Below are 25,701 nucleotides of genomic sequence, written 5' to 3'. Positions count from 1 at the left end.
GAAAGTATTCAAAGGGGTCCGCGCTTGTGCGGCTGGACGGTTCGACTCTAGCCCCCTAGGATTTGGCGAATACGCCAACCTGCCCACGATTCACGCCAATCATGCCCCAGACCCCGAAAACCGTTCATGTACTGACTTTCGCTAACGCCCAGGTGCTCGATGTCACGGGGCCGTTGCAGGTGTTCGCTACGGCCAACGACCTGGCGCGGGACCAAGGTTTGCCGCCGCCCTACAAGGCGAGCGTGATCGCCGCCGGGGAGGGCGCCGTGGCCACGTCGGCCGGCCTGGCGCTGCTGGCCGAGCCGCTGCCGGCGCCGGGCACGCCTTGCGACACCCTGATCGTCGCCGGCGGCTGGGGCGTGTACGCCGCGGCCGAAGACCCGACGCTGGTGGCCTGGGTACGCCAGCAGGCGGCCCTGGCGCGGCGGGTGGCGTCGGTGTGCACCGGGGCGTTCCTGCTGGCTGCCAGCGGCTGGCTCGACGGGCGCCGGGTGGTCACCCACTGGACCCGCTGCGAGCAGTTGGCGCGGCAGTACCCGCGGCTGCGGGTGGAAGCCAACCCGATCTTCATCAACGAAGGGCCGGTCTGGACCTCGGCCGGGGTCACCGCCGGCATCGACCTGGCCCTGGCCCTGGTCGAGGCCGACCTGGGGCATGCCATGGCGCTGGACGTGGCCCGGCAATTGGTGGTGTTTCTCAAGCGCCCCGGCGGCCAGTCGCAGTTCAGCGCGACCCTGGCGTTGCAGAAGCGCGGCAGCCGGTTCGACGACCTGCACGCCTGGATCGCGGAAAACCTCGGGCGCGACCTGCCTATCCAGGTCCTGGCCGAGCAGGCCGGCATGAGCGAGCGCAGTTTTGTCCGCCACTACCGCGCCGACACCGGCCGGACCCCGGCCCGGGCCATCGAGCAGATCCGCGTGGAAAGTGCCCGGCGCCTGCTTGGCGACAGCGCCGTGGCGATCAAGCGCATCGCCGCGCAGTGCGGCTTCGGCAGCGAAGAAACCCTGCGCCGCAGTTTCCTGCGGGCCCTGGGGGTGACGCCACAGGCCTATCGGGAACGGTTTTTCGCCGGCGGATCAACCCCGCAGTAGTTCCAGCAGGGCCTGCACGGTGGCCTCGGGCGCCTCCTGCGGCACGTTGTGCCCGACCCCGGCCAGGACCCGCCGCTGGTAGGGGCCGCTGAACCGGCCGAGGTCTTCGTCCTCGACGCTCGCCGGGCCGACCCCGTCGTCGGCGCCGCACAGGGAAATGCTCGGCACGCGGATCGGCGGCGGTCGCACCAGCGCCTGCTCGATGTGTTCCAGGCTCGGATCGCCCGGGGCGTACCTGAAGCGATGGCGATAGGAGTGGATCACCACCTCGACGAAGTCCGGGTTGTCGAACGACGGCGCCGTCAGGCCGTAGAGTGCGTCACCGCGGGCCCAGCTCGGCGACCACAGTTGCCACAGCAGCGCGCACAGCTCGCGGCGGTTGGCTGTCAGCCCGTCCACCCCGCGCTGGGTATTGAAGTAGTACTGGTACCACAGCCGATGCTCGGTATCCGGCGCCCGGGGTTCGCTGGCCCCGGCGATGTCCTGGATGTTGTAGCCGTCGGCGCTCACCAGGCAGCGCACCCGCTCCGGCCACAGGGCGGCGACGATGCAGGCGGCGCGCCCGCCCCAGTCGAAACCGGCGAGGGCGGCCCGGGGAATCTTCAGCGCGTCCATCAGGTCCAGCAGGTCCTGGGCCAGCGCCGCCTGTTGCCCGGAACGCAGGATGCCCGGCCCGGCGAAACGGGTCGGGCCGTAGCCGCGCAGGTACGGCACTATCACCCGATAGCCGCGCGCCGCCAGGTCCGGGGCGATCTCGTCGTAGCTGCGCGGGTCGTAGGGAAAGCCATGCAGCAGGATCACCGGTTCGCCCTCGGCGGGGCCGTGGTGTTCGTAGGCGATGTGCAGGCGGGGAGTCTGGATGTACTGGACGCTGAGAGGGTTGCTCATGGGGAATCCCGTGGCAAGGAAAGCAGCAACCTTAGCTCAACCGGCATGACAGTCCAGCGTCTGGCCAGCAACCTTTTGCTCGATGGCGCCGGCCCGCGGTTATGAGCGCTCGGGCCGGAACCGTCGGGAGAGAAAGGCGGTTATTTTTTCTTCTTGACCTTGGTGGTCTTCCACGCCCACTGCGTGCCGGTGGAAATGAAGTAGTGACGATTCGTATGACTGCACGGCCTGGGATCGATGCTTCCTACGGCAGGTCGAGCTCGGCACAGGTCGTGACATGCTTGAAATGATGCTGCCACAGCTTCACCCCCAACTGGCCGGAACGGTCCAGCGACGAGCCCACGGTCAGGTCGGTGAGCAGGGTCGGTTGCAGGCCGGCGTCGAACAGGGCGAAGCCGGCGGCGAGGACGCAGGTGTCGGTCTGGATGCCGCACACCAGTACGCGTTCGGGCTCCAGGCTTTTCAGGTAGGCGACGGTTTCGGGCGTGGGGGCGTAGCCGTATTTGATGAAGATGCGGTCGGCGGCGACCAGGCTGTCGTCGTTGGCGGCGGGTTGCCAGCCGAGCTGGCGGGCGAAGGGGGTCCGGCTTTCGTCGTGGCGTTCGACCGTGGCCACCGATGGCAGCCGGCCGAGCAGGGCGTCGATACCGTTCAGCAGCCATTTTGGCGGGTTGAACGAGGGTTGCACGTCGATGATCAGCAGCACCTGGCGCATGGGAATCCTTGAGAGGGCCGGGCGGCCTATTCTGCCTGCGAATCGTCGTGGTCGCGAGCTTGCTCGCGATGGCGTTCGACGATGCAGCGCATCCCTCAGCGCACGCGCAAGCCTTGCAGCAGCACGTCCAGCCCGGTCAGCGCCTGTTGCAGGCGCTGCCCCGGATGCTCGTCCCGGGCGATCCACAACGAGGCGTCGAGCAGGCTGCCGTTGATCAGGCGCGCCAGGGCCTCGCTGGGGGCGGGGACGACCAGGCCGGCCTGGATCAGCTCGTCCAGCAGGGTGCTCAGGGACAGCACGCATTGTTCCTCGCTGGCCTCGGTCAATTCCCCCAGCACCGCGCGCGCGTCCTGCAGCATGATCCGCTGGATCTCGGCGTCCTGGGACATTTCCAGGTAGGTCCGGCAGCGCTGGACGAAAGCGCCCCAGAGGTCGTCGGTGCCGCGCGAGATCACCTCCAGGCGCTGGTCCATCTCACTGTCGAGCTGCTCGACCACCGCCGCCAGCAAGCCTTTCTTGTCGCCGAAATGGTGGTACAAGGCGCCCCGGGTCAGGCCCGCCTCGGCGGTCAAATCGTCCATCGAGGTATGGGCATAACCCAGGCTGCCAAAGGCCTGGCGGGCACTGGCGAGGAGTTTGCTGCGGGTTTCTTCGATCATCTCGGCGCGTTGGCGCGGGCTCATGGCAGGCACTCACACTGCTGATTCGTGGATTGACATACGGCGCGTATGTTCTCATGCTTTCTCACATACGCACCGTATGTATTTTTGTTCCGCGGTGCATTCATGGCACGTTACAGCCCCCACAACAAGGTGCACCGAGCATGGCAAACCCTTACCGCGAACTGTTCAAGGCCCCCGGCAGTCGCGCTTTCGTGGTCGCGGGGATGATTGCGCGGATGCCGATCTCCATGACCGGCATCGGCCTGATCACCATGCTGTCCCAACTCAAGGGCGGCTACGCGCTGGCCGGGGCGGTGGCGGCAACCTTTGCCTTGGCCACGGCCTTTTGTGCGCCCCAGGTGTCACGCCTGGTCGACCGTTTCGGCCAGGGCCGGGTGTTGCCGATCGCCGCGGGCGTCGGCGGCGGGGCGCTGCTGGCGTTGCTGTTGTGCACCCGTTTCCAGGCGCCGCACTGGACGCTGTTCCTGTTCGCCGCCCTGGCCGGGTGCATGCCGAGCATCTCGGCGATGGTACGCGCGCGCTGGACCGAGCTGTACCGCGGCCAGCCGCAATTGCAGACCGCCTACGCCCTGGAGTCGGTGCTCGACGAGGTCTGCTTTATCGTCGGTCCGCCGTTGTCGGTGGGCCTGTGCGTGGCGGCGTTCCCCGAGGCCGGGCCGCTGGCGGCGCTGCTGATGCTGGGCATCGGCGTCACCGCGCTGGTGGCGCAACGGGCGACCGAGCCGCCAGTGCATCCCCATGGGGACCAACACAGCGCGTCGATCGTCCGCGCGCCGGAACTGCAACTGCTGATCCTGCTGATGATCGCCATGGGCGTGATCGTCGGCGTGGTCGATGTGGTCAGCGTGGCGTTCGCCCAGCAGCAGGGGCAGCCGGCGGCGGCGAGCATCGTGCTCTCGGTGTACGCCATCGGTTCGTGCCTGGCGGGCATCGCCTTCGGCGCGCTGAAACTGCAGACGCCGTTGCCGCGGCTGTTCATGTACGGCGGCATCGCCACGGCGGTGACCACCCTGCCGCTGCTGGTGGCGAGCGATATCCTCGGCCTGTCCCTGGCGGTGTTCGTGGCCGGCCTGTTCTTCGCCCCGACCCTGATCGTGGCCATGGCCCTGGTGCAGAACATCGTGCCGCCGGCCAGGCTTACCGAGGGCCTGACCTGGCTGATTACCGGCCTGAGTATCGGCGTGGCCATCGGCGCCGCGAGTTCTGGCGCTCTGGTGGACGCCTTCGGCGCGCGCAGCGGTTTCTGGATGGCGCTGGCGGCGGGGGCGGTGGTGTTCGGCGCGGCGTTGCAGAGTTATCGCCGGCTGAGCCGCGGCTAGCCGGCAGTCGCCTGAGGGCTACCAGCCACGTCCGGAGTTGACCCAGAAATTCACCGACAGCGAGGTGGACACCGACTCCACCTGATGGAACCAGCCCTCGGGCAGGAACAGCAGGTCGCCGGCTTCCAGGGTCACCCGCAGGAAGGTCACGTCCCGCGAGGCCGGAAAACGCTCGTAGTCGGGGGCGTCCGGGTTGACGTCGCAACCGTCGAGCCCGCCCTGGGGGGCGGTCGACCAGGTGCCCAGCGCCTCGCGGTGGTGGGGCGCGGCGAGAATGAACGACTTCTGGCCCCAGACCTGGGCGAACAGGTTGTCGGTGTCGTCGCGGTGCAGCGGGGTCAGGGTGCCCTTGGGGCCGATCCAGATCCGTGGCGGGATGAACAGCGAGCGGTCGAAGTAGGGCGGGTACTGGATCTGCTCCAGCAACTGCGCTGGTAAAATGTTGTTGCCCATATAAGCCGGCGGTTCGCCGTCGGCGCTTTTCGGTGCGGGGTTGTCCAGCGAGGCGATGAACTCGGCCATCGAGGTAGAGCGGAAGTCGCGCTCGGTGGAGAAGGTCTTTTTCACGTAGTCGCCGTGGCGGGTGATGCCTTGCAGCTCGGCGAAATGCACCAGGGATTGTTCGCGACTGAGCTTGAACAGCGGCCAGTCCCCCAGGGCATCGCTGATCACCACGGGAATGCCCTGGGGCAGGTAATGGCTCCGGAATTCTTCCACCGACAGCTCGCTGCGCGGACGCCGCTCCACCGTGCGCTGGGTCGGCAGGCTCGCCGAAACCTGTTCGCTGTGGCGTGGCGGGGTGGGGTAACGGGTGTTCATCTCGACTTTCTTGGCCACCGCACCGCCATGCCGGGCATGGTCGATGATTTGTGGCAGCAGCGTGGCCAGGCCCATGTTGCCGCCGATCTTCAGGCGGCCGCTGGCAAACAGTTCCTCGACATTGACGTTGCCGCCCATGATCCCGAGAAAGTCCGTTTCGGCGACCTCGATGGTGACGTCGGGCGCCGGGTGGCGGCCGGCCTCGGTCTGGCTTTGCGCCTTGACCTGCGACCAGAAGGCCAACTGCGGACCGAACACGAACTGGAAGGTGCCTTCGATGCCCACGGCACCGGCATTGGCGAACAGCTTTGACAGGATGCTCTGCAAGTCCATGGCGATCTCTCTTGTTTTTCGGTTTGATCTGCAGCAGGGAACGAAGACTGTTTCTGGAAATTTATAGTTACAAGTGACGAGACCTCGGCCTCGCTCATTTGCCGGTCAGTCGGCATGGGGCAGGTGGCGACTAATTTGCCGAACGGGTGGCACGTCCAGTCTTTACCATCACTTTTTTTTCAGGGGAACAACGTGACCCAGCTGACGCTGCTGTGCCTGCCGTATTCCGGAGCCAGCGCCATGGTCTACAGCCGCTGGCGGCGCAAACTGCCGCAGTGGTTGCACCTTGCGCCGGTGGAACTGCCCGGGCGCGGGGCCCGCTATGCCGAGCCGCTGGCGACCGATATGCGCGAGCTGGCGCGGCAACTGGCGCTGGAAATCCGCGCCACCTTGCGCGCGCCTTATGCCGTGTTCGGCCATAGCCTGGGGGCCTTGCTGGCCTGCGAGCTGGCGCACGCGCTGCGGGCCCTGGGGTGTCCGGAGCCGGTGGCGCTGTTCGCGTCGGGGACCGCCGCGCCGACCCTGCGCACCGACTACGACCGGGGGTTTGCCGATCCGAAGACGGACGAACAACTGATCGAACAGCTGCGCACCCTCAATGGCACCAGCGAAGAGGTGCTGGCCAATGAGGAACTGATGAGCCTGACTTTGCCGATCCTGCGCGCCGACTTCCTCTTGTGCGGCCGTTTTCGGCCGGTGCAGCGGCCATTGCTGAGTTGCCCGGTGCATGTCCTGGGGGGCAAGGCCGACCGCGCCACCACCGAGCAACTGGTGGGTTGGAGCAAGGAGACCCGGGGCAGTTTCTCGGTGGACATGCTGGCGGGCGGGCACTTCTTCATCCATGAGCACGAAGCCAGGGTCTTGAGCCTGATCAAGGGGCACCTCGAGGTGCATCGCCGGCGCCACCTGCAACCCGCGGCCGCGGCGGCCCTGTAGCCGCCGCCGACTTCGGGCGGGCTCAACCCAGCGACGTACCCTGGCGCCAGTACCCCATCAGGGTCAGGTTGCGCCGGGCCTGGCCGCGCTCGTTGATCAGGTGGCGGCGGATGCTCATCACCGTGGCGGACTCGCCGGCGACCCAGGCGTAGAAGCTGTTGTCTTCCGGGGTGGCGGTTTCCCAGGGGCGTTGTTCCTCGCCGCGCTCGGAGACCTTGATCGGCCGGCGACTGGTGTCGGCCGGCGGCAGCTCGGCCAGCTCCCGGGCGGCATGGATCAGCGGTTCGCCGTGCTGGGCGCCGAGGATGTCGCGAGGCAGCCAGTGGACCCGGGTCTGCGGGTTGTAGCGCAAGTCGATGCAGTCGCTTTCGTGGGGCACCTCGATAAATACCTGCACGTCCGGGTAGTCCGGGTATTCCTGCAGTTCCTCGAGAATTCCGGCGATGGCGGGCAGGGCGGTTTCGTCGCCCATCAGCAGCACTTTGCGAATACCCGCTGGCGGCAGCCATTCATAGCCACCGGGGTCGCCGCTGTAGGCCTTGTTCGGGACCACCATTTGCAGGCGGTCGCCGGGCCGGGCGTGGGTGGCCCAGGCGGAGGCGGGGCCGTTGACCCCGTGCAGCACGAAGTCCACATCCATTTCCGCCGGTTGCAGGCGCAGGGCGCGGATGGTGTAGGTGCGCATCGGCGGCTGTTGCTCGGCCGGCAGCTTGCGTCGGGCGGCGTGCCAGTCGCCTTCCGCCGGCAGTTGCGGGACGCTGCCGTCGGCGCCGGGAAACAGCAGCTTGATGCGCTGGTCCGGGGCCAGGGCGCGGGCCTGGGCGATGTCCTCGCCGGCGAACACCAGGCGCACCAGGGACGGGCTGAGGTCGATACGTTGCTTGAGCTCGACGTTGATCACCCGGTAGCCCTTGGGCCTGGGGCGGTCGATACCGGTCAGTTTGCGCAAGCCTTGGGTGAGGATGTCGGTCAGCGATTGGGCGGAGGACATGGGCATGTTCCTGCTGCAAGGGGGATAAGAAAGGAACGAAGGGTGGCGGGGTCGATTTACCGCCGCCGCCGGTCGGGTTGTCGCCAGAGGCCCCGGAGTGGGCGGGCGGCATGCCGCGCGGGGTTAATTTTCCCGGGGCTTCATCCGTTCCGTAGGGATGACCGAGCCAATGCTCGATACCCAACACGCAAGTACGGATGACCCCGATGAACGCAGAAGACTCCTTGAAGCTCGCCCGCAGATTCATTGAACTGCCGCTGGAAAAGCGTCGGCTGTTCTTGAAGGCGCTGGACAAGGAAGGCGTCGACTTCTCTGTGCTGCCTATTCCCGCCGGGGTCGCCGTACCTGACCGTCAGGCCCTGTCCTACGCGCAGCAGCGCATGTGGTTTCTCTGGCAACTCGACCCCCAGAGCGCGGCCTACAACCTGCCTAACGCGGTACGCCTGAGCGGCCCGCTGGACCGGGCGGTGCTGGCTCGGGCTTTCGACTGGCTGCTGGAACGCCATGAAAGCCTGCGCACGGTGTTCCGCCTGGAGGACGACGAGCCCCGGCAAGTGATCCTCCAGGCCCAGGTGAACATCGATTACCAGGACCTGACCGACCTCGACCCCGCGCAGCGCGAAGCCCGCGTGCGGCTGCGGGCCGACGCCGAGGCACGCCGGCCGTTCGACTTGCAGCAAGGGCCGCTGTTGCGGGTCTGCGTGCTGGAGCTCGGCGAGCAGGAGCACGTGATGCTGCTGACCTTGCACCATATCGTCGCCGACGGCTGGTCCATGGGCGTGCTGATCGAGGAGTTCCTGCACGCCTACGACGCGCTGGTCCAGGGCGAGGAGGCCAGTGTGCCGGCCCTGCCGATCCAGTACCGTGACTACGCCCTGTGGCAGCGCAGCTGGCTGGAGGCGGGAGAGCAGGAGCGGCAACTGGCGTACTGGCAGGCCAAGCTCGGGGACGAGCACCCGGTACTCAGGCTGCCCACGGATCATCCGCGCCAGGCCCATTCCAGCCGTCAGGGGCGGCGCCTGGATTTCGCCCTGGAGCCACCTCTGGCCCAGCAGTTGGGCGCCCTGGCGCGGCAGCAGGGGGTGACCCTGTTCGCCGTGCTGCTGGCCGGTTTCAAGCTGCTGCTGTCGCGCTATAGCGGCCAGCAGGACATCCGCGTCGGCGTGCCGATCGCCAACCGCACGCGCCAGGAAGCCGAAGGGCTGATCGGCTTCTTCGTCAACACCCAGGTGCTGCGTAGCGAACTGAGCCCGCAGCTGACGGTGGAGCAACTGCTGGCGGATATCCGCGAGACCACCCTGGGCGCGCAGGCCCATCAGGACCTGCCTTTCGAGCGGCTGGTGGAGGCGCTGAACCTTGAGCGCAGCCTGAGCCACAGCCCATTGTTCCAGGTGCTCTATAACCACCAGCCGCAGGTCACTGAACTGGCCACTCTGCGCAGTCGTTCCGGGCTGGAAGTGCAGGCCCTGCCGCGCAACGAGCGCACGGTGCAGTTCGACCTGACCCTGGACACTTTCGAGCGCGGCGGCCAGCTGCACGCGGCCTTCACCTATGACTGCCAGCTTTTCGAGGCGCCAACCGTCGAGCGCATGGCCGGCCACTGGCAGAACCTGCTGTGGGCGATGGTGCGCGAGCCGCAGGCGGCGATCGCCGAACTGCCGTTGCTCAGTACTGAGCAGCGCCAGGGCATCCTGGCCCAGGGCGTGGGCCCGCGCGAGGCGTTCGCCGCCGCTTCGGTGCTCGAGCTGTTCGCCGAGCAGGTGCGGCTGCGGCCGGAGGCGCCTGCCCTGGTGTTCGGCGAGCAGAGCCTGAGCTATCGCCAGCTGGACCAGAACGCCGCGCGCCTGGCCGCGGCCCTGGTGCAGCGCGGTGTCGGCCCCGAGGTCCTGGTGGGCATCGCCGTGGAGCGCTCCCTGGAGATGGTGGTGGGCCTGCTGGCGGTGCTCAAGGCCGGCGGCGCCTATGTGCCCCTGGATTGCCAATACCCCGAACAACGTTTGAGCTACATGCTCGAAGACAGCGGCGTCGCCCTGTTGCTCAGTGAGACCGCGGTGCAACCACGGCTGCCGCTGGCGGACCGGGTCAGCGTGCTGTTGCTGGACCAGCCGGACAGCTGGGCGCCGGCCGGCGACCTTGATGCGCCGCTGCCCCGGGTCGAGGCCGGGCACCTGGCGTATTCGATCTACACCTCCGGCTCCACCGGGGCCGCCAAGGGCGTCACCATCAACCACGGCGCCCTGGCCAACTATGTGCAGGCGATCCTTGCGCGCTTGCCGCTGGGGGCAGCGCGCAATATGGCGGTGGTCTCGACCATTGCTGCCGACCTTGGGCACACCACGCTGTTCGGCGCGCTGTGTTCCGGCAGCTGCCTGCACGTGATCGACCTGGATACCGGGCTGGATGCCGAGGCCTTCGGGGCCTACCTGCACACCCGGGAAATCGATGTGTTGAAGATCGTCCCGTCGCATTTGCAGGCGCTGCTGAGCGGCGTAGAGCCGGCCCGTTCCCTGCCGCGCCAGTGCCTGGTGCTGGGCGGCGAGGCCTGCCCGGCGGCGCTGGTGCGCAAGATCGCTGCCCTGGCGCCGCAGTGCGCGGTGTTCAACCACTACGGCCCGACGGAAACCACGGTCGGCGCCCTGACCATGGCCGCCGGCAGCGCGGATCAGGCCCTGGCCGTGGTGCCCCTGGGCCAGCCCCTGGCCAACGTCCGCGCGCGGGTGCTGGATGCCTCGCTGCAACCGGTGGCGCCGGGCACCCCGGCCGAGTTGTACCTGGGCGGCGCCGGCCTGGCGCGCGGCTACCACCGACGCGCGGCGTTGACCGCCGAGCGTTTTGTCCCGGACCCCTTCAGCGGCGACGGCCAGCGGCTGTACCGCACCGGCGACCTGGCACGCTACCTCGAAGACGGGCTCGTCGATTACCTGGGGCGCATCGACCATCAGGTGAAGGTGCGCGGCTACCGCATCGAGCTGGGGGAAATCACCGCGGCGCTCAAGCAGTTGCCGCAGGTCGAGGACGCGGTGGCCCAGGTGGTCAGCGTGGCCGACGAGCCGCAAGTGGCGGCTTATGTGGTGCTGGCCAAGGCCCTGGAGCCGGAAGCGGCCTGGCAGGACATCCGCCGGCAACTGGCGCTGGCGTTGCCGGACTACATGCTGCCGATGCATTTCGTGGCGCTGGAAGGCATGCCGTTGACCGCCAACGGCAAGCTCGACCTGCGGGCCTTGCCGTCGGTGCAGCAGCAGGCGCCGGTCGCGGTCTACGTGGCCCCGGTCAGCGAGTTGCAGCAGGGCGTCGCGGCCATCTGGCAGGACGTGCTCAAGGTCGAGCGCGTGGGCCTCGGCGACAACTTCTTCGCCTTGGGCGGGCATTCGCTGCTGGCCACCCAGATCGTGTCCCGGGTCCGGCGCCTGGTGGCGGCGGATGTGCCGTTGCGGCTGCTGTTCGAGACGGCGCGCCTGGATGAATTCGTCGAGCAGGTGCAGGCCTGTGTCGGCGAAGGCTCGCTGTCGGTGATCGAGGCGGCGGGGCGCGATGCGCCGTTGCCGGCTTCCCATGCCCAGCAGCGGCAATGGCTGTTCTGGCAGATGCACCCACAGAGCACCGCTTACCACACGCCGATCGTGGTCCGGCTCCAGGGCGTGCTGGATCGACAGGCGCTGCAGCACAGCCTCGACGCCCTGGCTCAGCGCCATGAAGCGTTCCGCACCGTCTTCACCCAGCACCAGGACAACCTGTGTCAGGTGGTCCAACCCCAGGGCGCCATTACCCTGGCCTGGGAGCGCCTGGCGCCGGGCCTGCCCCGCGAGGCGGTCGAGGCCAAGGCCCTGGAGGAAACCCAGGTGTTGTTCGACCTGGAGCGCGGCCCGCTGTGCCGGGCCCGGGTGTTGCAGATTGCCGAGCAGGACTGCCTGCTGGTGGTGACCCTGCACCACATCATTTCCGACGGCGCGTCCATGAGCGTGCTGGCCCGGGAGTTCGTCGCCCTCTACCGCGGCTTTATCCACGGGCAGGCGCCGCAGTTCGAGCCGTTGAGCGTGCAGTACGCCGACTATGCCAGCTGGCACCGCAACTGGCTGGAGCAGGGCGAGCAGCAGCGCCAGCTGGATTACTGGCGCGAGCAGCTGGGGCTGGAGCACCCGGTGCTGGAGCTGCCGGTGGACCATCCGCGCCAGGCCCTGGTGAGCCATCGCCAGGAACGCCTGGGCGTGCGCCTGCCGGCGGACCTGGAGCAAGGGCTGCGGCGTCTGGCGCGGGACCATGACATGACCCTGTTCCAGCTGTTTCTCGGCTCGTTCGCGCTGTTGCTGCACCGTTATTCCGATCAGCCGGACATCCGTATCGGCGTGCCGGTGAGCAACCGTCGCCACCAGGAAATGGAAGGGGTGATGGGCTTCTTCGTCAACACCCTGGTGATGCGCGTCGAGCTGGCGCCGAGCCTGGCGGTGGGGCAGTTGCTGCGTCAGGTCAAGGCCACGGCGCTGGCCGCCCAGGCCCATCAGGATTTGCCGTTCGACCGTCTGGTGGATGCCCTCAAGCCCCAGCGCGCGCTGGACCAGAACCCGCTGTTCCAGGTGATGTACAACCACCTGAGCATTGCCGGGGAAAACACCGACGGTGCCAGCCTGCCAGGGCTGCGCGCCGAGGAAATGGTCTTGCAGGGCGGTACCGCGCAATTCGACCTGACCCTGGAAACCCTGGAGACCGACGCCGGGATCAACGCCTCGTTCATCTATGCCGGCGAGCTGTTCGAGGTCTCCACCGTCGAGAGCCTTGCCGAGCATTGGCGCAACCTGCTGCAAGGCATGCTCGAACCGCAGCAAGCGCTGGGCGAGCTGCCGATGCTGGGCCGGGACGAGCAGCGCCGCATTCGTCATGACTGGGACCACACCGGTGTGGTCTATCCGACTCACCGTTTTGTCCATCAACTGTTCGCCGATCAGGCGGCCAAGGCCCCGGACGCGCCGGCGGTGTTCTTCGCCGAGCAGCGCCTGAGCTATCGCGAGCTGGATATTCAAGCCAACCAACTGGCGCACAAGCTGATTGAGCTGGGCGTCGGCCCGGAAGTTCGAGTAGCCATCGCCATGCCGCGTTGCGCGGAAATCATGGTGGCCTTCATTGCCGTGCTCAAGGCGGGCGGAGTGTATGTGCCGCTGGATATCGAGTACCCGCAGGACCGCCTGCGCTACATGATGCAGGACAGCGGCGCCTGGCTGCTGCTGACCCAGGATCATCTGCTGGATCGCTTGCCGATTCCTGATGGCCTGCCGACCTTGTCGGTGCAAGGCGCGACCGATTTCGCGGCTTACCCGACGACCAGCCCGCAGGTGGATCTGGCCGAGGAAAACCTCGCCTATGTGATCTACACCTCCGGTTCCACCGGCTTGCCCAAGGGCGTGGCGGTGTCCCACGGTCCGCTGGCCATGCACAGTTTGGCCACCGGCGAACGCTACGAGATGAGCCCGGCGGATTGCGAACTGCACTTTATGTCCTTCGCCTTCGACGGCTCCCACGAAGGCTGGATGCACCCGCTGATCTACGGCGCCAGCGTGCTGATCCGCGACGACAGCCTGTGGTCGCCGGAATTCACCTACGAGCAGATGCATCGCTATGGGGTGACGGTTGGCGTGTTCCCACCGGTTTATCTGCAACAACTGGCGGTGCACGCCGAACGCGACGGCAACCCACCGGCGGTGCGCGTGTACTGCTTCGGCGGTGATGCGGTGCCGCAAGCCAGCTACGACCTGGCTTGGCGCGTGCTGCGGCCGAAGTACATCTTCAACGGCTACGGGCCGACCGAAACCGTGGTTACCCCGTTGATCTGGAAAGCCCGTGCCGGCGATCCGTGCGATGCAGCCTACGCGCCGATCGGCAATATCGTCGGCAATCGCAGCGCCTACGTGGCCGATGCCAACCTCAATCTGTTGCCAGTGGGTGTGGCCGGTGAACTGTACCTGGGCGGCCTGGGCGTGGCCCGCGGTTACCTGGATCGTCCGGGGCTGACCGCCGAGCGGTTTATCCCCGACCCTTACAGCACCAGCGGCGCGCGGCTGTACCGCAGCGGCGACCTGACCCGCTACCGCACCGACGGCTTGGTGGAATACGTCGGCCGCGTCGATCATCAGGTCAAGGTGCGCGGCTTCCGTATCGAGCTGGGCGAGATCGAAGCGCGCTTGCTGGAACAGGACCCGGTGCTGGAAGTGGCGGTGATCGCCCAGCCAGGGCCGAGCGGCCAGCAGCTGGTGGGTTATATCGTGCCGGTGGATGCCGACGTGGCGCACAGCGCCGAGCGTCAGGCGCAACTGCGCGAGAGCATCAAGGCGCGCCTGCGGGAGAACCTGCCGGACTACATGGTGCCGACCTACCTGCTGTTCCTCGAAGCCTTGCCGCTGACGCCGAACGGCAAGCTGGACCGCAAGTCGTTGCCGAAAGTCGATGCACAGCTGATGCAGCAGACCTATGTGGCGCCGCAGAACGAACTGGAACAACAGATCGCGGCCATTTGGGCCGATGTGCTGAAGCTGGAACAAGTGGGCGTCACCGACAACTTCTTCGAGCTGGGCGGCGACTCGATCATCTCGATCCAGGTGGTCAGTCGCGCCCGTCAGGCCGGTATTCGTTTCACCCCCAAAGACCTGTTCCAGCACCAGACGGTGCAAGGCCTGGCGACGGTGGCGGAGCAGGGCGAGGGCGGTTTGCAGATCGACCAGGGCCCGGTGCGCGGTGCCATGGCGCTGCTGCCGATCCAGCAATGGTTCTTCGATACCCCGGTGCCGGAGCGCCATCACTGGAACCAGTCGGTGCTGCTCAAGCCGCTGAAACCTCTGAGTGCCCAGGCACTGCAGCAGGGCCTGCAAGCCCTGCTCGAACATCACGACGGCCTGCGCTTGAATTTCGTCGAAGAAGCCGGCGATTGGACCGCGACTTATGCGCCGGCGGGGCAGGTGGTCGCGGCGCCGTTGGCGGCGTTGCAAGCCGATGCCGTGCTGTGGCTGGCGGATAACGCCACCGAGGATTCGTTGTCGGCGCTATGCGAACAAGCGCAACGCAGCCTCGACCTGCAACAGGGCCCGTTGTTGCGTGCCGTGCTCTGCACCTTGCCGGATGGCAGCCAGCGCCTGTTCCTGGCGATCCATCACCTGGTGGTGGACGGCGTGTCCTGGCGGGTCCTGCTGGAGGATCTGCATCAGGCCCTGGTACTGCAGGCTGCCGGGCAAGCCATCAAGCTGCCGGCCAAGACCAGTTCTTCCCAGGCTTGGGCCGGGCAGTTGCAGGCCTATGCCGGTAGCACGGCGTTGCAGCAGGAGCTGGGTTACTGGCAGGTGCAGCTGCAGGGCGTCGAGTCGAGCCTGCCCTGCGACCGGGCAACGGATCAGGTGTTGATCAAGGATGCCCTGAGTGTCAGCACCGAGCTGGACCCAAGCTATACCCAGCGCCTGTTGCAGGACGCCCCGGCGGCCTACCGCACCCAGATCAACGACCTGTTGCTCACCGCCCTGGCCCGGGTCATCACCCGCTGGACCGGCGAAGCCAGCGCCCTGGTGCAACTGGAAGGCCACGGCCGCGAAGAGCTGTTCGACAGCATCGACCTGAGCCGCACCGTGGGTTGGTTCACCAGCGTATTCCCGGTGAAGCTGACACCGCAGGCGGCCCTGGCCGATTCGATCAAGCAGATCAAGGAGCAACTGCGCGCGGTGCCGAACAAGGGCATCGGCTTTGGCGCCTTGCGTTACCTGGGTGACCAGAGCGCGCAACAAACCCTGGCGGCCTTGGCCGTGCCGCGCATCACCTTCAACTACCTGGGCCAGTTCGACGGTAGCTTCGACGAGCCGGATGCCTGGTTCGCCCCCTCCGCGGAAGCCAAGGGCGCCGATCAAGGCGCCCAGGCCCCGCTGGGCAACTGGTTGAGCATCAATGGCCAGGTCTATGGCGGCCAATTGAAACTGGGTTGGACTTTCAGCCAGGCAATGTTCGACGCTGCGACCATCCAGCGCCTGGCGGACGACTACGCCCGCGAACTCAAGGCGTTGATCGAGCATTGCAGCCAGCCCGAGCATCGCGGCGCCACGCCGTCGGACTTCCCCCTGGCCGGCCTCAGCCAGCAGCAGCTGGATCGCCTGCCGGTGGCCCTGGCCCAGGTCGAAGACCTCTACCCGCTGTCGCCGATGCAGCAGGGCATGCTGTTCCACACCCTGTACGAGCAACAGGGCGGCGACTACATCAACCAACTGCGGGTGGACGTGAGCGGCCTCGATCCCGAGCGTTTCCGCCAGGCCTGGCAGGCGGCCATCGACAGCCACGACATCCTGCGCAGCGGCTTCCTCTGGCAGGGCGAACTGCCAGCGCCGATCCAAGTGGTGCACAAGCGCATCGCCCTGGATTTCGTCGAGCATGACTGGCGTGCTGCGGCATCGCCGGTCCAGGACCTGGAGGCCCTGGCCGAACAGGAACGCCAACGCGGTTTCGATCTGGCGACGGCGCCGTTGCTGCGCCTGACCCTGGTGCGGCTCGACGAGCAGCGTTACCACCTGATCTACACCAACCACCACATCCTGATGGACGGCTGGAGCAACTCGCGGCTGCTCGGCGAAGTCCTGCAACGCTATGCGGGGCAACTGGCGGGGTCGGCGCCTGGGCGCTATCGCGACTACATCGCCTGGCTGCAACGCCAGGACGCCCAGGTCAGCGAAACCTTCTGGAAGCAGCAATTGGCCGACCTGGACGAGCCGACGCGCCTGGCCCAGGCCATCAGCCATGCTGGGCAGGGCAGTACGGGCCAAGGCTACGGGGCTTATCAGCAACAGCTGGACGAGGCGCAGACGCAACGCTTGAGCGAGTTCGCCCGCCAGCAGAAAGTCACGGTCAACACCCTGGTGCAGGCGGCCTGGCTGTTGCTGCTGCAACGCTACACCGGGCAGGACACAGTGGCGTTCGGCGCCACGGTCTCCGGTCGTCCCGCGGAGCTCAAGGGCGTGGAGCAGCAGATCGGCCTGTTTATCAACACCCTGCCGGTGGTGGCGGCGCCACGTCCGGACATGCCGGCCAGCGACTGGCTGCAAGCGGTGCAGGCCCGCAACCTGGCCTTGCGCGACTTCGAGCACACGCCGCTGTACGACGTGCAGCGCTGGGCCGGCCTGGGCGGCGAAGCCCTGTTCGACAACATCCTGGTGTTCGAGAACTACCCGGTGTCCGAGGCCCTGGCACAAGGCGCCCCCGCGCAATTGAGCTTCGGCGTGGCGGCCAACCACGAGCAGACCAACTACCCGCTGACCCTGTCGGTCTACCTGGGACAGACCCTGTCCTTCGACTACAGCTATGCCCGCGAGCATTTTGCCCAGGCGAGCGTCCAGCAACTGGCCGGCTACCTGGAGCACTTGCTGATGGGCATGGTGGCGAGCCCGCTGAGCAGCCTCGGCGAGCTGTCGCTGATCGGTACCGCCGAGCAGCGACTGATCGAGGAACAGCGCAGCCGTACCCCGGCGCGGGGTCTGGCGCCGCAGTGCATCCAGCAATTGATCGAGGCCCAGGCCCAGCGCACCCCGGATGCCGTGGCGCTGCTGTGCGATGGCCAGCAACTGAGCTACCGGCAGTTCAACCAGCGGGCCAACCAGTTGGCGCACAAGCTGATCGAGCTGGGCATCGGCCCGGATGTGCGGGTCGGTATCGCCGTGGAGCGCGGGCTGGACATGATTGTTGGCCTGCTGGCGGTGCTCAAGGCCGGCGGCGCCTATGTGCCGCTGGACCCGGAATACCCCCAGGACCGCCTGCACTACATGATGCAGGACAGCGGCATCCAGCTATTGCTGACCCAGGCCCCGTTGCTCGAACGCTTGCAGGCTGGCGTCGAGGTGCCGCACCTGTGCCTGGACCAGGATGGCCTGGACGGCTACGCCCTGGGCAATCCGCCCGAGCGCAGCAGCGCGCAGAGCCTGGCTTACGTGATGTACACCTCCGGCTCCACCGGCCGGCCCAAGGGCGTGGACATCAGCCACAGCGCCTTGAGCCAGCACGCCCAGGTCTCGCGGGATTATTTCAAGATGACCGCCGAGGACCGCGGCCTGCAATTCTCCACCTTCAACTTCGACGCCTTCGTCGAGCAGTTGTACCCGGCGCTGATCTGCGGCGCCTCGGTGGTGATCCGTGGCAAGGAGCTGTGGGACAGCGAGACCTTCTACCGCGAACTGATCGAGCAGGGCATCAGCATCGTCGACTTGAGCACCGCCTACTGGTTCATGCTCGGCAAGGACTACGCCACCCGCGAACCGCGGGACTTCGGGCGCCTGCGCCAGCTCAACCTGGGTGGCGAGGCCATGGCGGCGGAAGGTGTGGCCGCGTGGAAAAAGGCTGGCCTGAAGCACGCTTGCCTGCTCAATACCTACGGCCCCACCGAGGCCACGGTGAGTGTCACCGCCCATGATTGCAGCGCTTACCTGCAGGACGGCGTTGCCCTGCCCAGCCAGATTCCCCTGGGCAAAGGGCTGCCGGGTCGTTCGATCTACCTGCTGGACAGCAGCGGCAACCTGACCCTCCAGGGCGCCACGGGCGAGCTGATGATCGGCGGCGAGCTGCTGGCCCGGGGTTACCACAACCGTCCAGGGCTGACGGCGGAGCGCTTCATTCCCGACCCGTTCAGCCAGGACGGTGGACGCCTGTACCGCTCCGGCGACCTGGCGCGTTACGACGCCGAAGGCGTGATCGAGTACGCCGGGCGTATCGACCATCAGGTGAAGATCCGTGGTTTCCGTATCGAAATGGGCGAGATCGAAGCCCGCCTGCTGGAACAGCCCCAGGTGCGCGAAGCGGTGGTGCTGGCCCAGGAAGCGGCCGGTGGTCCGCAACTGGTGGCCTACGTGGTCGCGGCCCAGGGCGTGGCGGCCGACAGCCTGGACGACCAGGCGTCGTTGCGCGAGCAGTTGAAGACGGCGCTCAAGGTGGTGCTGCCGGACTACATGCTGCCGGCTCATCTGCTGTTCCTTGAGGCCCTGCCGTTGAGCCCCAACGGCAAGCTGGACCGCAAGGCCTTGCCCAAGGCCGACGCCAGCCTGTTGCAGCAGGCCTATATCGCGCCACAGAGCGAGCTTGAGCAACAGGTCGCGGCGATCTGGGCCGAGGTGCTCGAGGTCGAGCAAGTGGGCATGAACGATAACTTCTTTGAATTAGGTGGGCATTCCTTGTTGGTAACCGCGATGGTCTCTCGAGTCCAGCTCAAGCTTGGGCGCCAGGTCAGTGTGCAGATGGCGTTCGAATTTCCAACCCTGGGGCTGTTCGTCAGCCAGTTGCAACAGGCCCCGGGCCAGGCGCAGAACGCCGACCTGAGCGCGCTGGAACTGTTGCTCGACGAAATGGAGGCGGTGTAATGGACAACGCCAGCGCGCTGAAAATCGTCAAAGGCTTCATCTTGCTGCCCCTGGAAAAACGCAAGGTCTACCTGCAGAAGATGCTGGAGCAGGGGATTTCCCCGGCCAACCTGCCGATTCCCGAGGTGCGCCTGAGCCAGGAGCGCTTGCCCCTGTCCTACGCCCAGCAACGCCAGTGGTTTCTCTGGCAACTGGCGCCCGAGAGCACGGCCTACCACATCCCCAAGGCCCTGCGCCTGCGCGGCCGGTTGGATATCGAGGCGTTGCAGAGCAGTTTCGACACCCTGATTGCCCGCCATGAAAGCTTGCGCACGCATTTCGTCGAGGACGCCGACACGGCGCTGCAAGCGGTGCGGCCCGAGGCACGCCTGGCCATCGCTCGCCAGACGTTGCCGGCCCTGGCCGACGAGCGCGAACTGGACGCCGCGGTGCAGGGCTTCGTGCAGGCCCAGACCCGGCAGCTGTTCGACCTGCTGGGCGGCCCGCTGCTCAGGGTCGGCCTGTTGCAGGTGGCCGAGGACGACCATGTGCTGGTCCTGACCCAGCACCACATCGTTTCCGATGGCTGGTCGATGCAGGTCATGGTGGATGAGTTGATGGCCCTCTATATCGGCTACAGCCAGGGGCAGCAGCCCCAGTTGCCGCCGCTGCCGATCCAGTACGCCGACTACGCCATCTGGCAGCGCCACTGGATGGAAGCCGGCGAGAAGGAACGGCAGCTGGCCTACTGGACCGCGCAACTGGGAGGCGAGCAGCCGCTGCTCGAACTGCCGCTGGACCGTCCGCGTCCGGCCGTGCAGAGCCATCGCGGCGCCCGCCTGGAGCTGACCCTGGAGCAGCCGTTGAGCGAAGCCCTGGTCAGCCTCGCCCAGCGCGAAGGGGTGACCCTGTTCATGCTGTTGCTGGCCTCGTTCCAGGCCTTGCTGCACCGCTGCAGCGGCCAGGCCGATATCCGCGTCGGCGTGCCCATCGCCAACCGCAACCGGGTCGAGACCGAGCGCCTGATCGGCTTCTTCGTCAACACCCAGGTGCTCAAGGCCGAGATCGACGGGCAGATGTCCGTAAGCCAGCTGTTGCAACAGGTGCGGCAGACCGCCCTGGCGGCCCAGGCGCACCAGGACCTGCCGTTCGAGCAATTGGTGGAAGCACTGCAACCGGAGCGCAGCCTGAGCCACAACCCGCTGTTCCAGGTGATGTTCAACCACCAGGTCGAGTCCGCGGCTCCGGCGAGGGTTCTCAGCCTGCCGGGCCTGAGCCTCGAAGCCCTGGAGTCGGCAGGGCAGTCGGCACAGTTCGACCTGACCCTGGACACCGTGGAAACCCAGGGCCGGATCGCCGCGGCGCTGATCTATGCGACCGACGTGTTCGACGCCGCGACCATCGAGCAACTGGCCGGCCATTGGCGCCAGCTGTTGCAAGGCATGGTCCGCCAGCCGCAGCAGCGCATCGGTCTGTTGCCCCTGCTCGACGAGCGCGAGCAGGCGCAGACCCTGGCCCAGTGGAATCCGCGGCAGCAGGCGTTCCCGACCGCGGCCTGCGTGCACCGGTTGATCGAGGCGCAGGCGGCGCGGGCGCCCGAGGCCATTGCCCTGACGTTCCAGGGGCAGCACCTGGACTACCGGCAGCTCAACGAGCGGGCCAACCGCCTGGCGCACAAACTCATCGAGCAGGGCGTGGGGCCCAACCGGCTGGTGGGGCTGGCGGCGGAGCGCGGCCTGGAGATGCTTGTCGGCTTGCTGGCGATCCTCAAGGCCGGCGGCGCCTACGTGCCGCTGGACCCGGCGTATCCCCAGGACCGCCTGCAGCACATGATGCAAGACAGCGGTATCGGGTTGTTGCTGACCCAGGAGCATCTGCGGCAGGGGCTGCCGGCGTTCGCCGGTACGACCCTGTTGCTCGAGCAGCCGCTGGACGCCTACGGGGTCGATAACCCCGAGGTCGGGGTGACGCCAGAGGACCTGGCCTACGTGATCTACACCTCGGGCTCCACCGGCAAGCCCAAGGGCACCTTGCAGCCGCACCGCAACGTCCTGCGCCTGTTCGCCGCGACCGAGGCCTGGTTCGGCTTCGGCCCGGAGGACGTCTGGAGCCTGTTCCACTCCTATGCCTTCGACTTCTCGGTGTGGGAGATCTTCGGCGCCCTGATGCATGGCGGACGCCTGTTGATCGTGCCCCAGGACGTCGCTCGTTCGGCCGAGGACTTCTACCCGCTGCTGTGCGCCGAAGGGGTCACGGTGCTCAACCAGACGCCGTCGGCCTTCCGCCAACTGATGCACGTGGCCTGCTCGGCCGGGCAGGCGCATCGGTTGCGCTACATCGTGTTCGGCGGCGAGGCCCTGGAGGTCAATACCCTGCAACCCTGGTTCCAGCGTTTTGGCGACCGCCAGCCGCAACTGGTGAACATGTACGGCATCACCGAAACCACGGTGCACGTGACCTATCGCCCGCTGTCCCAGGCGGACCTGACACTGGCCGGGGCCAGCCCGATCGGCGAGCTGATTCCCGACATGTCCTGGTACCTGCTGGACGGCAACCTGCAACCGGTGCCCAAGGGCTGTATCGGCGAGCTGTATGTCGGGCGCGCCGGGCTGGCCTGGGGCTACCTGAACCGTGGCGACCTGAGCGCCGCGCGCTTTGTCCCGGACCCTTTCGGCGAAGCGGGCGGGCGCCTGTACCGCACCGGCGACCTGGCGCGTTACCAGGCCGACGGCTCGATCGGCTACATCGGTCGGATCGACCATCAGGTGAAGATCCGCGGTTTCCGTATCGAGCTGGGCGAGATCGAAGCACGCCTGCTGGAGCTGCCCGCGGTGCGCGAGGCGGTGGTGCTGACCCAGGAAGGCCCCGACGGCCCGCAGCTGGTGGCCTACGTGGTGCCGGCCGACCTGGACTGGAGCGCCCAGGCCCTGGCCGACGCGCAACTGACGCTGCGCGAAAGCCTCAAGGCCGAGCTGCCCGCCTACATGGTGCCGGCCCATGTGCTGTTCCTCCAGGCCTTGCCCCTGACCGCCAATGGCAAGCTCAATCGCACGGCCTTGCCGGCCATCGACGGCAGTCTGTTGCAGCGGGCCCATGTGGCTCCGCGCAGCGAACTCGAGCGGCAAGTGGCGGGGATCTGGGCCCAGGTGCTGAAGCTGGACAAGGTCGGCATGACCGACAACTTCTTCGAGCTTGGCGGTCACTCGCTGCTCGCTACCCAGGTGATGTCGCGCATTCGGCAGGACCTGGGGATCGACGCGCCGTTGAAGGTGCTGTTCGAGGGCGAGTCGCTGGAAGATTTCGTGCGCCTGCTGGGCCCGGAAACCTCCCAGGCGTTGCAACCGATGCCCCGAGTGGACAGGCAGCAGCCACTGGCCGTGTCGTACGCCCAGGAGCGCCAGTGGTTCCTCTGGCAACTGGACGGCGACAGCAGCGCCTACCACATCCCCATGGCCCTGCGCCTGCGCGGCGCCCTGGACGGCGCGGCGTTGCAGAGCAGCTTCGACGCCCTGATCGCCCGTCACGAAACCCTGCGCACGCGCTTTGTCGAGGGCGCGCAGGGCCTGACCCAGGTGATCGAGGCCCAGGCCCGCTTGCTGATCGAGCAGCAGGACCTGTCCCTGCTGGTGGACGCCGGCAACGCCGAATCGTTGATCGAGGAGGTGCTCGAGAGCCAAGTGCGTCAGCCTTTCGACCTGCGCCAGGGGCCTTTGCTGCGGGCCACCCTGGTGCGCCTGGCGGCGGACGAGCATGTACTGGTGCTGGTGCAGCACCATATCGTCTCCGACGGCTGGTCGATGCAACTGATGGTCGAGGAACTGATCCAGCTCTACGGCGCCCACACCCAGGGGCGCGAGGCGCAGTTGCCGGCGCTGGCGGTGCAGTACGCGGACTACGCGGCCTGGCAGCGGCAATGGATGGACGCCGGCGAGCGCGAGCGGCAATTGGGTTATTGGCTGGCGCAGTTGGAAGGCGGTACCCAGGTACTGGACCTGCCGCTGGACCGTCCGCGGCCCTTGCAGCAAAGCCACCAGGGCGCGCGCCTGGGCATCAGCCTGGACGGCTCGTTGCCGGGCGCCTTGAAACAACTGGCGCAGCGTGAAGGGGTGACCCTGTTCATGCTGTTGCTGGCCTCGTTCCAGGTGTTGCTGCACCGCTACAGTGGCCAGACCGACATCCGCGTCGGCGTGCCGACGGCCAACCGCAACCGGGTCGAGACCGAGCGCCTGATCGGCTTCTTCGTCAACACCCAGGTGCTAAAAGCCGAGGTCGACGGGCAGCTGGGCTTCAGCGACTTCCTGCGCCAGGTCAAGGGTCATGCCCTGAAGGCCCAGGAGCATCAGGACCTGCCGTTCGAGCAACTGGTGGAGGCCCTGAACCCGGAACGCAGCCTGAGCTACAGTCCGCTGTTCCAGGTGATGTTCAACCATCAGGCCGCGGCCCGTCAGGGTGCCGAGGGCCTGGCGGTGCCCGGGCTGCAGGTGCAGATGCTTGCCGGCAAGGAGAGCAGCACCCAGTTCGACCTGACCCTGGATACCTTCGAGTCACCCGATCGGTTGTGGGCCTCTATGACCTACGCCACCGACCTGTTCGAGGCGTCGACCATCGAGCGCCTGGCCCAGTCCTGGGTGCAACTGCTCCAGGGCATTGTCCAGCAGCCGAGTCAGCGGCTGGGCGACTTGCCGTTATTGGGCGCCGCCGAGCAGCACCAGCTCCTGCACGAGTGGACGCCGCCGACCGGCGAGTTCCCCAGCGAGCGCTGCGTGCACCAGCTGGTGGAGCTTCAGGCGCAGAAAACCCCGACCGCCCAAGCCCTGTTGTTCGCCGGGCACAGCCTGAATTATCAGGAACTCAATGCCCGGGCCAACCGCCTGGCGCACAAGCTGATCGAGCTGGGCGTCGGACCGGAAGTGCGGGTCGGCGTGGCGCTACAACGTACTCCGGAAATGGTCGTGGCCCTGCTGGCGGTGCTCAAGGCTGGCGGCGCCTATGTGCCGCTGGACCCGGATTATCCACAGGACCGCCTGGCTCATATGCTGCGCGACAGCCAGGCGCAGATCCTCTTGACCGAGAGTGCATTGCTCACGGTGCTGCCGGCGGTGGAGTCCTTGCGGACCCTGCAACTGGATGCCCAGCCGGGCTGGCTGGACGCTTACTCCAGTGACAATCCGCTGTCGCAAGCGACCCCGGACAACCTGGCCTATGTGATCTACACCTCCGGTTCCACCGGCCTGCCCAAAGGCGTGGCGATTGCCCATCGCAACGTGCTGGCACTGATCGACTGGTCGAACCGGGTGTACTCGGCCGACGACCTGCAAGGCGTATTGGCCTCGACCTCGATCTGCTTCGACCTGTCGGTGTGGGAGCTGTTCGTGACCCTGTCCAGCGGCGGCTTTATCGTCCTGGCGCGCAACGCCCTGGAGCTGCCGGAACTGGCGGACCTCGACCGGGTGCGGTTGATCAACACCGTACCGTCGGCGATTGCCGCCTTGCAGCGCAGCGGGCAGATCCCGCCGAGCGTGCGGATCATCAACCTGGCGGGCGAACCGCTGAAACAGGCGCTGGTGGACACCCTCTACCAGCAGCCGGGGCTGGTGCATGTCTACGACCTGTACGGTCCGTCGGAAGACACCACGTACTCGACCTACACCCGCCGCGAAGCGGGCGGCCAGGCCAATATCGGCCGGGCCATCAGCAACACCCAGAGTTATATCTTGAGCCCTGACCTGCAACCGGTGCCGGTGGGCAGCGCCGGCGAGCTGTACCTGTCTGGGGCCGGGGTGACCCGCGGTTACCTGGCCCGCCCGGGTCTGACCGCCGAGCGCTTCGTGCCCAACCCGTTCTCCACCGACGGCGGCCGGGCCTATCGCACTGGCGACCTGACCCGCTACCGCGCCGATGGGGTGATCGAGTACATCGGGCGCATCGACCATCAGGTGAAGGTTCGCGGTTTCCGTATCGAGCTGGGGGAAATCGAAGCGCGGCTGGTGCAGCAGGCGGCGGTGCGCGAGGCGTTTGTCCTGGCCCAGGACAGCGACAATGGCCAGCAACTGGTGGCCTATATCGTGCCGAGCGAAACCACCGAGGCCGTCGAGGCGCAGGCCGCGCTCCGGGAAAGCATCAAGGCCGCGCTGAAAGAACATGTGCCGGATTACATGGTGCCGTCCTACCTGCTGTTCCTCGAAGCGCTGCCGCTGACACCGAACGGCAAGCTGGATCGCAAGGCTCTGCCCAAGGTCGACGCGCAACAGATGCAGCAGGTCTATGTGGCGCCGCAGAGCGAGCTGGAACAACAGGTCGCGGCGATCTGGGCCGATGTGCTGAAACTGGACCGGGTAGGGTTGACCGACAACTTCTTCGAATTGGGCGGCCATTCCTTGCTGGTGGCCCAGGTCGTGACCCGGGTCAAGCAGCAGTTCGGCGTGGATATTCCCATCAAGTCGCTGTTCGGCGCGGAAAGCCTGTCGGCCTTTGTCGAGAAGGTTCAGGCCCTGCGGGAAACAACCTCGTCGCTGCAGGACGAATTGGCTAAATCTTTGGAGGCCCTCAAACGTTTATCTCCCGATGATCTTGAAAAAATAATTTCTTAGGAG

General features: G+C 66.9%; 10 protein-coding genes. 5 read left to right on the top strand and 5 right to left on the bottom strand.

Annotated elements, in window-relative coordinates; all coding sequences use genetic code 11:
• Nucleotides 1–101: 101 nt before the first annotated feature.
• The gene (locus BTN82_RS19800; RefSeq protein ID WP_075120793.1) at nt 102–1,091 is read left to right on the top strand and encodes a GlxA family transcriptional regulator; all 990 of its coding nucleotides are present in this window, start codon (nt 102–104) and stop codon (nt 1,089–1,091) included.
• Here the strand turns inward: BTN82_RS19800 and BTN82_RS19795 are convergent.
• The 3 genes from BTN82_RS19795 to BTN82_RS19785 form a co-directional block, all read right to left on the bottom strand.
• Complete coding sequence (locus tag BTN82_RS19795) at nt 1,077–1,979, bottom strand: alpha/beta fold hydrolase (RefSeq protein ID WP_075120792.1); 903 nt, start codon at nt 1,977–1,979, stop codon at nt 1,077–1,079. The two genes, BTN82_RS19800 and BTN82_RS19795, sit on opposite strands and share 15 nt — an antisense overlap.
• Nucleotides 1,980–2,223: 244 nt before the next feature.
• Nucleotides 2,224–2,694, bottom strand: a complete 471-nt coding sequence (locus BTN82_RS19790; protein WP_075120791.1) for a cysteine hydrolase family protein — start codon at nt 2,692–2,694, stop codon at nt 2,224–2,226.
• Between the two features lie 95 nt (nt 2,695–2,789).
• Nucleotides 2,790–3,377 carry a TetR/AcrR family transcriptional regulator gene (locus tag BTN82_RS19785; RefSeq protein WP_075120790.1) on the bottom strand — a complete coding sequence of 196 codons (588 nt, stop codon included), beginning with the start codon at nt 3,375–3,377 and terminating at the stop codon, nt 2,790–2,792.
• Nucleotides 3,378–3,517: 140 nt separating this feature from the next.
• Here BTN82_RS19785 and BTN82_RS19780 point away from each other — a divergent pair, with 140 nt between their 5' ends.
• Nucleotides 3,518–4,696: an MFS transporter gene (locus BTN82_RS19780; protein WP_075120789.1), complete on the top strand. Its 1,179-nt coding sequence runs from the start codon at nt 3,518–3,520 to the stop codon at nt 4,694–4,696.
• A gap of 18 nt (nt 4,697–4,714) precedes the next feature.
• Here BTN82_RS19780 and BTN82_RS19775 read toward each other — a convergent pair whose 3' ends face one another.
• Nucleotides 4,715–5,848: a cupin-like domain-containing protein gene (locus BTN82_RS19775; RefSeq protein WP_075120788.1), complete on the bottom strand. Its 1,134-nt coding sequence runs from the start codon at nt 5,846–5,848 to the stop codon at nt 4,715–4,717.
• Nucleotides 5,849–6,040: 192 nt separating this feature from the next.
• Between BTN82_RS19775 and BTN82_RS19770 the strand changes: the two genes are divergently transcribed.
• The gene (locus tag BTN82_RS19770) at nt 6,041–6,784 is read left to right on the top strand and encodes a thioesterase II family protein (protein WP_075120787.1); all 744 of its coding nucleotides are present in this window, start codon (nt 6,041–6,043) and stop codon (nt 6,782–6,784) included.
• A gap of 22 nt (nt 6,785–6,806) precedes the next feature.
• On the opposite strand, the gene BTN82_RS19765 is transcribed toward BTN82_RS19770, so the two are convergent.
• A complete protein-coding gene (locus tag BTN82_RS19765; protein WP_075120786.1) occupies nt 6,807–7,775 on the bottom strand; it encodes a siderophore-interacting protein in 969 nt (322 codons plus the stop codon).
• A gap of 206 nt (nt 7,776–7,981) precedes the next feature.
• Between BTN82_RS19765 and BTN82_RS19760 the strand changes: the two genes are divergently transcribed.
• Together BTN82_RS19760 and BTN82_RS19755 are read left to right on the top strand one after the other, a co-directional pair.
• Entirely contained in the window at nt 7,982–19,129 is an 11,148-nt protein-coding gene (locus BTN82_RS19760) for a non-ribosomal peptide synthetase (RefSeq protein ID WP_075120785.1), read from the top strand.
• Nucleotides 19,129–25,698 (top strand): non-ribosomal peptide synthetase, encoded by a 6,570-nt coding sequence (locus tag BTN82_RS19755; RefSeq protein WP_075120784.1) that lies wholly within the window; start codon nt 19,129–19,131, stop codon nt 25,696–25,698. Before BTN82_RS19760 ends, BTN82_RS19755 begins: the two co-directional genes overlap by 1 nt.
• The last annotated feature ends 3 nt before the right edge of the window (nt 25,699–25,701 follow it).

The sequence above is a fragment of the Pseudomonas chlororaphis genome, from assembly GCF_001921865.1.
In the GTDB taxonomy this organism is placed as follows: Bacteria; Pseudomonadota; Gammaproteobacteria; order Pseudomonadales; family Pseudomonadaceae; genus Aquipseudomonas; species Aquipseudomonas chlororaphis_D.
Note: the sequence above shows the minus strand (reverse complement) of the source record. Positions and strands in the feature narration are given on the sequence as shown.

Coding starts and splice junctions, on each gene's coding strand:
- BTN82_RS19800 (WP_075120793.1), top strand. CDS start 102: ATGCCCCAGACCCCGAAAACCGTTCATGTACTGACTTTCGCTAACGCC.
- BTN82_RS19795 (WP_075120792.1), bottom strand. CDS start 1,979: ATGAGCAACCCTCTCAGCGTCCAGTACATCCAGACTCCCCGCCTGCAC.
- BTN82_RS19790 (WP_075120791.1), bottom strand. CDS start 2,694: ATGCGCCAGGTGCTGCTGATCATCGACGTGCAACCCTCGTTCAACCCG.
- BTN82_RS19785 (WP_075120790.1), bottom strand. CDS start 3,377: ATGAGCCCGCGCCAACGCGCCGAGATGATCGAAGAAACCCGCAGCAAA.
- BTN82_RS19780 (WP_075120789.1), top strand. CDS start 3,518: ATGGCAAACCCTTACCGCGAACTGTTCAAGGCCCCCGGCAGTCGCGCT.
- BTN82_RS19775 (WP_075120788.1), bottom strand. CDS start 5,848: ATGGACTTGCAGAGCATCCTGTCAAAGCTGTTCGCCAATGCCGGTGCC.
- BTN82_RS19765 (WP_075120786.1), bottom strand. CDS start 7,775: ATGTCCTCCGCCCAATCGCTGACCGACATCCTCACCCAAGGCTTGCGC.
- BTN82_RS19760 (WP_075120785.1), top strand. CDS start 7,982: ATGAACGCAGAAGACTCCTTGAAGCTCGCCCGCAGATTCATTGAACTG.
- BTN82_RS19755 (WP_075120784.1), top strand. CDS start 19,129: ATGGACAACGCCAGCGCGCTGAAAATCGTCAAAGGCTTCATCTTGCTG.